This window comes from Falsibacillus albus, assembly GCF_003668575.1.
Taxonomy (GTDB): domain Bacteria; phylum Bacillota; class Bacilli; order Bacillales; family DSM-25281; genus Falsibacillus; species Falsibacillus albus.
In genome coordinates this window covers 121,448-127,968 of sequence record NZ_RCVZ01000013.1, presented here as the reverse complement: position 1 = coordinate 127,968, position 6,521 = coordinate 121,448, and the positions used below count along the sequence as shown (strand labels likewise).

The following is a 6,521-nucleotide window of genomic DNA, read 5'->3' as shown; positions in this document are numbered from 1 at the left end:
CCAGAAAAAAGACAAATTAATCCCTAACCCTGTCACTACTGCGATCCTCTCCAATTCCGCCATCCTACTCAACAGCACAAAAAATTTGAATGTTTCTGATAGTCCTCCAATACGAAAAGGGTATGGCCCATCAGCAGGAGTTCCACATCAATTAGCGAAAATAATAACAAACAAATAAATGAAAAAAGTGGTGAGAGATATAGGGATTAAAATGGATGTCCAAAACGGACAAGAGATAATCGACAAACTAAGGAGTGCGGGCTGTGTGTTTGCCGAAGAGGAAGCACAGCTATTGATTTCTGAGGCGCGAACCATGGAACACCTTAAAACCATGACGGAACTAAGAGTGACAGGACGGCCTATTGAATATGTCGTCGGTGCCACAACATTCTGCAATCTGCGGATCGAACTGGAAATGGGAGTATTCATCCCTCGCCGGCGTACAGAGTTTCTTGTGCAGCAAGCAAGGGCACTGGCTTGTCCAGGTGATATCGTGGTCGACTTATGCTGCGGGTCTGGAGCGGTCGGGGCCGCATTGGCTGCGGAACTGAACAGAATTTCCTTATATGCTGTCGACATTGACCCCATCGCCGTCCGCTGTGCTGCCCGAAACGTAACAGATAAAGGCGGTCAGGTTTTCCAAGGTGACCTGTATACCCCATTGCCTCAGTCGCTGAAAGGCCGGGTGAACATCATTGTTGCCAATACTCCCTATGTCCCGACCGAAGCTATCGAAATGCTTCCACAGGAGGCACGCCTATATGAACCGAAAGTCGCGCTTGACGGGGGACAGGACGGACTCGACTTGCAGCGTAAAGCAGCACAAGAAGCCCCGCGTTGGCTTGCTCCGGGAGGGCACCTCTTAATCGAAACGAGCGAAAGGCAGGCACCTAAAACGTTTGAAATTTTTATGAGTGCCGGATTAACCACAAGAATAGTCAGAAATGAAGAAATGGATGCCACGGTCGTAATAGGGGTCAGACCCCCGTTAGAATATTAACGGATTAACGCAAAATAACACACATTCCGGCATGGCCGATCCTTTAGTCGGCTAGCATGAGAATGAATTCTTCCACTTCTTCCCCACGGGCGTTGGCAAAACCTTTATCTTCACCTGTAATCGTAAATCCGCATTTTTCTAGAACCCTGCGTGAACCAATGTTATCCTTTGCCGTTCTCCCGTAGAGAGGGCGGACAGGCACAATCGTTAGAAACTCTCCCAGTGCATCGGTGGCAATCCCTTTGCCCCAATGCTTTTTATCGATCCAATACGTCACTTCCCGCTCACCGAATTGTTCAAAGCACATGATGCTCCCAACGACTTCATGATTCAATGTGATCGTCCGTTTTATGATGCTCTCATTCCCAAGTATTTTGTTCCAATGCCGGTTGAAATGTTCCCGGTCATTCGGATCCTTTGCTGTGAAAGCAGCCATATGAATTGCATCACGGTCCTTTTGAAATTCAAAGAAAAGGGGAAGGTCATCCATTTCGATTGTTCTTAGCATTATAGTCATCTTTTTATCTCCTTGTTAAATTTTCAATTGAATGGACTAACACACAATTCAGGTTCAGTGAATATGTTAAGTCAACTGCGGGAATGCTCTATATACAACAAGATATATACTTGCGAAAAGCCTCTTCAATCGAAGGGGTATTTTTCTTTTGTATGTACCTCATTTAGTAAATATTCACCTCATATCCCCAATCAATTTGTAGCACAATAGTAATAAACGTTGAACAACGAGGTGAAATTTGTATATGAATTTTTCCGAACTCGTCCTTAGATTAGCACTATCTTTCATATGCCTGCTTCTTTTAACTAGACTGATGGGGAGAAAAGAAATTTCCCAAATGACCTTTTTCAATTTTGTTTCGGCCATCGCCCTGGGAACATTAGGAGCTTCCCTGGCAATCGAATCTTCGCTTAAAATCAGCACCGGAGTGATCGCACTTATTGGGTGGAGCCTTTTTACCATCCTGATGGGGTACATAGATCTCAAGTCAAAAACAATGCGGAATCTCATTAATGGAGATCCGATCATCATCATACAGAAGGGGAAGGTCATCGATAAAGAACTGAAGAAAACACGGTTGGATCACAATGCGTTGAAGGTATTGCTTCGCAAGAAAGACGTCTTTCAGTTTTCGGAAGTGGATTATGCGATATTTGAAACGGATGGAACGCTGTCTGTTTTGAAAAAAGATGCAGCGCAGCCTGTAACCAAAGCAGAAAGTGGATATTACCCCAAGAATGTCATCCCGATGGCAACGGCCGTAATATCAAATGGAGAGATCTTAAATGAAAACTTAAGTGAATTAAATTTAAATGAACCTTGGCTATTGCAGGAGTTGGCGAATAAGGGAATCAATTCGATAGAAAAAGTATTCTACGCCGAGGTTCAAAAAAATGGGTCATTATATGTTGATAAGATCATGGATGAACAATAAACCGCGGCAAATACTATATCTCCATTACTGAAGGGCACAGCGAGAGATCCCCCAATCGATGCCCTCACACTTACTCCTCTTTCTTCATTTTTTCTGCAATCCCCAGCAGAACAGACACCATGATGGATAATAAAAAAATTATTGTGACGCCAACTGAGAGAACATCGCTCATGTTTGGTAACTGTTGCATGAAAAATAAAAATAGTAAACTCGCAATAAAAATGATTAAAGACAATGCTGCAGTCTTATTCATAAAATCCCCCTAAATAAAGTAAGAATTTTCCTTCCTTTTTTCAGTATAACATGCCCGTGTGAGAGGGGGGCAGACCCCCTCTCGCGGACCGCCACATTAATACTTTAGTGTAGTGTGCAAAAATATATGATATGCTTGTGAAACGACAATTTTGAAAATGGAGCTGCATATATGAAAAGGCTGGCTATTTTGACAGTTGGAAAGACCCATAGTGGGAAAATGACATTTGCAAGATCATTAGAAAAGGAGTTAAGCAACTCCATCGTAATCGATCAGGATCATCAGGCTGAATTTCTCAACATGTATTACAGGCAATTACAGCCGAAAAAAGGGCCGAATACGATTAAACATGCCCTATCAAAGGTGATTGTCGATCATGCGGTTAAAAAGACGGACCTGCACGTGATTGTCTGCAATTCCAATCGCAGCCGCAAAGACCGTCTGCAGTTGCTGGATAAATGCTTTAAGAACACTAAGTTTGTCCGGATCCTCGTTCATTTTGATATCCCCGACGGCGTCCTTCAACATCGGGTTACACAAAGTCAGCGGAGCACAAATATTTTCAGAGGCGCTGCTACTAATTTTGAAGAATTGCTTATACAGCAGCAGGCTGATTCATTAAAAGAAGATGTGACAGAGCCGGTGGAAGGGGAAGCTGACCATTTGTTCGTCATTAAAGACAATGAGGAAGGGGAAGCTGTCATCTCCAGAATTATTGAGCTTTCTCAAGATTAAACAATCAACAAAGAGGCTGTCCACATGGGAACAGCCTCTTCATCATTTCTCTTTCTTATAAAATCGTTCACCCGTATCAGGATTATAATAAACCCTTGTTTTTACCCCAGATACCGGGTCGATATTCACTTCTTCTGTCCATTGAAACCCGGCAGGAACCTTTTCACCATGGTTGCGGTTGACTCTTTTGTCATAGATGAAATAGCCAAGCAAGATGCACAAGATCACACCCAAGAATTCTAAAAGATAGAATCCTATGACGTAATTCATGAAAGCTTCTCTGCCACAACAGCAGTGCCGTATGCAACGATTTCACTCATGTTGCCGCCGATCTGCCCTGAATCATACCGCATCATCACAATCGCGTTTGCACCCATTTCGTTTGCGTTTTTAATCATCCGATCCAGCGCTTCTTTCCTTGAATCTTCAAGCATCGCTGTATACTGCCTGATTTCCCCGCCTACCAGGGATTTCAATCCGGCCATAATATCTCCGCCAATCCCTCTGCTCCTCACAATCAAGCCATACACCGGCCCCTTTACCTCAACGACTTTATACCCTTCAATATTCTCTGTCGTAACGACTAGCACACGCAGCGCCCCCATCATTCATATTGTTACATCCTTGTCTCTAAAACTTATGTAATTTAATCATACAGGTATTCCGGTTTTAATCAATGACATTTAACTAACCGTCCTTTAAAAAAAGCCTCATGGAGAGAAGCAGCAATGTTTATGGCCGCAGGCATCTCATGGCATATTTCATTTACTAAAGACAACTTTAGTGGTGGCAGGATCAATTAATGAAACATGATTATGTTCATCAACGATAAATTGGAATAAGGTCACACTGTGTGATTCGTCCTCATTATTGATCATTTCTTTGATCAATCCCTCTTTGAAATCATTTTGGTGGTTGGATGCAGGAACGATTTCAAATCCAACCTTCTGACCATCTTGAACCATCGTTTTCGTTTTGTAATCAACTAAAGTTTGATCCTTGGTGCTCTCATAGGTCAAAACAGCATTCATCACCGCATCGGTCCGGGTGTCTTCATCATTCTCTTCCGATTTTGAATTTAGGCTGGTTGAAGAGTTCGCAGACTGGTTTGATTGGTATTTTGAGCCGTCTGAGTTCGACTGTCCATTTGCTGATGAATGATTTTCTGCTGATTCGCAAGACGATAAAACAACTAATATCGCTGTAAAAAGACAAATGAGTATCCACCTCTTCTTTGAGTCCAACAACGATGACAACCCCTTCGTTTATTTACTACTACTATATCATTTCAATGACTTTTTTTGGATTATCCTTCCAATATTCGTTGAAATTAATTATTGAGTTATCTGTAATGATTTGAAATAATTGGAATTAAAGGGTCGGTGCAGATTGGAGATCTATAGTGGACATTCAAACGATTGTTAATCTATTTTTTACTTTTTTGATAATGAGTGGGATCGTTAGTTTTTTCGTAGGCTTTGGATTTATGAAAAAATTTGAAAGCCACGGAATCGGATTTTTGAGCACGCTTATTTTAAGTCTTATATTGCTTGGAGTTCTAATCTCATGGTTCCAAACTGCTTCATTAAAACTGTACATCGGGACGATTCCCTGGTTTTTTGACCAAGCAGCTGCTTTTGTTTCATTTCTAGTCTATCTCATCGCAGCATGGATTCTATTAAAAAAATTGAACAAACAAGTGAAAGAAGCCTAGCACGTGCTAGACTCCATTAATATCAGGTGAATGTTTGAAGGTTTTTACAAAGTCAGCGAGGCAAGTATCACAAATATCAAATTCCCACTTTTGGTCATCAAATAAGGAACCATATCCAAAAGTTATTGAAAAAGATTGAAATTCGTATTCATCCCAAATATCCGATAATTTTTTTGTATTTCCGCATTTGTTGCACGTTATACTGATCGCGACTTTTTTTGGTATTTTTCTTTCTTCATATTCTTTCAATAATGTCAGACCCCCATCAATATTATAATTGTTGCATCATCATTCTTTAATACTCCTAGAATATCCTTTAACTCGCATTAATTTCAAATGAAACAGAAAATGTCTAAAAACGAATTGAGCCGGGACTGAAACAAATTTACTGATTGGGGCTTGTAAAATGACAAATCAATTTGACCAGAAAACAAAAGAATATGCCATTGGCAGACCCGGTTATCCGGAAGGAGTACTGGCTGCCATCAAAGAAATCGGAATCGATGAACACGCAGTCATTGCTGATATCGGCGCCGGGACAGGACTTCTTACAAGAATGCTGGGAAATCTGGGCTGCAGCGTGTCGGCAGTCGAGCCTAATGAAGAGATGCTGAATGTGTGCAGACGTTATTGCGAGGATAGTAAAAACATTGATTTTATTCACGCCTCTGCCGAACAGACCACATTAAAAGAAAACAGCGTGGACCTTATTACGATGGCTCAGTCCTTTCATTGGTTTGACAAGTCATTGTGTCAAAAGGAGTTCAAACGGATTTTAAAAGAGAATGGACACATGATGACCTTGTGGAACGATATGCAGTCAGACAGCGAATGGGAGAAAGAATATATCAGTACATTATACCGATATAAAGTTAAAACGACTGCTGCCATCTCCAAATTTGATCCCGATGAAGAGAAACGGAACTTCTTCGGTCAGGAGTTTACAAAGGTATATTTTGACCATTGCCACTCCGTAACAGAAGAAGGGTTTATCGGAGGAGCCCTCTCGTTATCGTACACACCAGCGAAGACAGACCATAATTATGATGAATTCGTGGCGGAACTTCAACGGCTGTTCTCCAAATACCAACAAAATGGAATCATCACCTTCCACTATAAAACAGAGGTATGCGTTGGTCAGTTTGCAAAATCGTTAACGTAAATCCCTATCCAAGAGGGGAGCGGTCAATGGTAAGAATATTTTCTTCGCGGCAATTATGACACTGAACCTTGATTTTGAAGCGTTTGCCAGAAGATAATAAAACGTCCGCATTAGAGAACCTCTGTCCTTTGGTTTCATAGGACCAACGAAGAATATGTCTGCATTTTTTGCAGGATATTAATATTTTTGAGTGGGCCAAGAAATTA

Annotated in this window: 10 protein-coding genes; 5 read left to right on the top strand and 5 right to left on the bottom strand. The window is 41.4% G+C overall.

The genetic code is table 11. The features are described from left to right. Nucleotides 1-211 precede the first annotated feature (211 nt). Nucleotides 212-1,000, top strand: a complete 789-nt coding sequence (locus tag D9X91_RS17090; RefSeq protein ID WP_121681866.1) for a putative protein N(5)-glutamine methyltransferase — start codon at nucleotides 212-214, stop codon at nucleotides 998-1,000. Nucleotides 1,001-1,043: 43 nt separating this feature from the next. Here the strand turns inward: D9X91_RS17090 and D9X91_RS17085 are convergent, their stop codons facing one another. Continuing rightward, nucleotides 1,044-1,517, bottom strand: coding sequence for a GNAT family N-acetyltransferase (locus D9X91_RS17085; RefSeq protein ID WP_121681865.1), 474 nt, complete (start codon nucleotides 1,515-1,517; stop codon nucleotides 1,044-1,046). 244 nt (nucleotides 1,518-1,761) lie between these two features. Between D9X91_RS17085 and D9X91_RS17080 the strand changes: the two genes are divergently transcribed. After that, a complete protein-coding gene (locus D9X91_RS17080; RefSeq protein ID WP_121681864.1) occupies nucleotides 1,762-2,451 on the top strand; it encodes a YetF domain-containing protein in 690 nt (229 codons plus the stop codon). A 70-nt stretch (nucleotides 2,452-2,521) separates the two neighbouring features. Here the strand turns inward: D9X91_RS17080 and D9X91_RS17075 are convergent, their stop codons facing one another. Beyond that, entirely contained in the window at nucleotides 2,522-2,704 is a 183-nt protein-coding gene (locus D9X91_RS17075) for a hypothetical protein (RefSeq protein WP_121681863.1), read from the bottom strand. Between the two features lie 171 nt (nucleotides 2,705-2,875). Here D9X91_RS17075 and D9X91_RS17070 point away from each other — a divergent pair, with 171 nt between their 5' ends. Next, the gene (locus D9X91_RS17070) at nucleotides 2,876-3,439 is read left to right on the top strand and encodes an AAA family ATPase (RefSeq protein ID WP_121681862.1); all 564 of its coding nucleotides are present in this window, start codon (nucleotides 2,876-2,878) and stop codon (nucleotides 3,437-3,439) included. 42 nt (nucleotides 3,440-3,481) lie between these two features. Here D9X91_RS17070 and D9X91_RS17065 read toward each other — a convergent pair whose 3' ends face one another. From D9X91_RS17065 to D9X91_RS17055, 3 genes are all read right to left on the bottom strand, one after another. Continuing rightward, nucleotides 3,482-3,709: a hypothetical protein gene (locus tag D9X91_RS17065; protein ID WP_121681861.1), complete on the bottom strand. Its 228-nt coding sequence runs from the start codon at nucleotides 3,707-3,709 to the stop codon at nucleotides 3,482-3,484. Continuing rightward, a complete protein-coding gene (locus tag D9X91_RS17060) occupies nucleotides 3,706-4,029 on the bottom strand; it encodes a YbjQ family protein (protein ID WP_121681871.1) in 324 nt (107 codons plus the stop codon). Before D9X91_RS17060 ends, D9X91_RS17065 begins: the two co-directional genes overlap by 4 nt. A gap of 171 nt (nucleotides 4,030-4,200) precedes the next feature. Beyond that, on the bottom strand, nucleotides 4,201-4,686 hold the full coding sequence (locus D9X91_RS17055; protein WP_121681860.1) for a hypothetical protein: 486 nt from the start codon (nucleotides 4,684-4,686) through the stop codon (nucleotides 4,201-4,203). A gap of 239 nt (nucleotides 4,687-4,925) precedes the next feature. Between D9X91_RS17055 and D9X91_RS17050 the strand changes: the two genes are divergently transcribed. Further along, nucleotides 4,926-5,153 (top strand): hypothetical protein, encoded by a 228-nt coding sequence (locus D9X91_RS17050; RefSeq protein ID WP_148709085.1) that lies wholly within the window; start codon nucleotides 4,926-4,928, stop codon nucleotides 5,151-5,153. 406 nt (nucleotides 5,154-5,559) lie between these two features. Beyond that, nucleotides 5,560-6,315, top strand: a complete 756-nt coding sequence (locus D9X91_RS17040) for a class I SAM-dependent methyltransferase (protein ID WP_121681857.1) — start codon at nucleotides 5,560-5,562, stop codon at nucleotides 6,313-6,315. Nucleotides 6,316-6,521 lie beyond the last annotated feature (206 nt).

Bases quoted from the DNA above. Each gene is read 5' to 3' on its own strand.
- D9X91_RS17070 (WP_121681862.1), top strand. From the start codon at position 2,876: ATGAAAAGGCTGGCTATTTTGACAGTTGGAAAGACCCATAGTGGGAAA.
- D9X91_RS17090 (WP_121681866.1), top strand. From the start codon at position 212: ATGGATGTCCAAAACGGACAAGAGATAATCGACAAACTAAGGAGTGCG.
- D9X91_RS17085 (WP_121681865.1), bottom strand. From the start codon at position 1,517: ATGACTATAATGCTAAGAACAATCGAAATGGATGACCTTCCCCTTTTC.
- D9X91_RS17075 (WP_121681863.1), bottom strand. From the start codon at position 2,704: ATGAATAAGACTGCAGCATTGTCTTTAATCATTTTTATTGCGAGTTTA.
- D9X91_RS17080 (WP_121681864.1), top strand. From the start codon at position 1,762: ATGAATTTTTCCGAACTCGTCCTTAGATTAGCACTATCTTTCATATGC.
- D9X91_RS17050 (WP_148709085.1), top strand. From the start codon at position 4,926: ATGAAAAAATTTGAAAGCCACGGAATCGGATTTTTGAGCACGCTTATT.
- D9X91_RS17040 (WP_121681857.1), top strand. From the start codon at position 5,560: ATGACAAATCAATTTGACCAGAAAACAAAAGAATATGCCATTGGCAGA.
- D9X91_RS17065 (WP_121681861.1), bottom strand. From the start codon at position 3,709: ATGAATTACGTCATAGGATTCTATCTTTTAGAATTCTTGGGTGTGATC.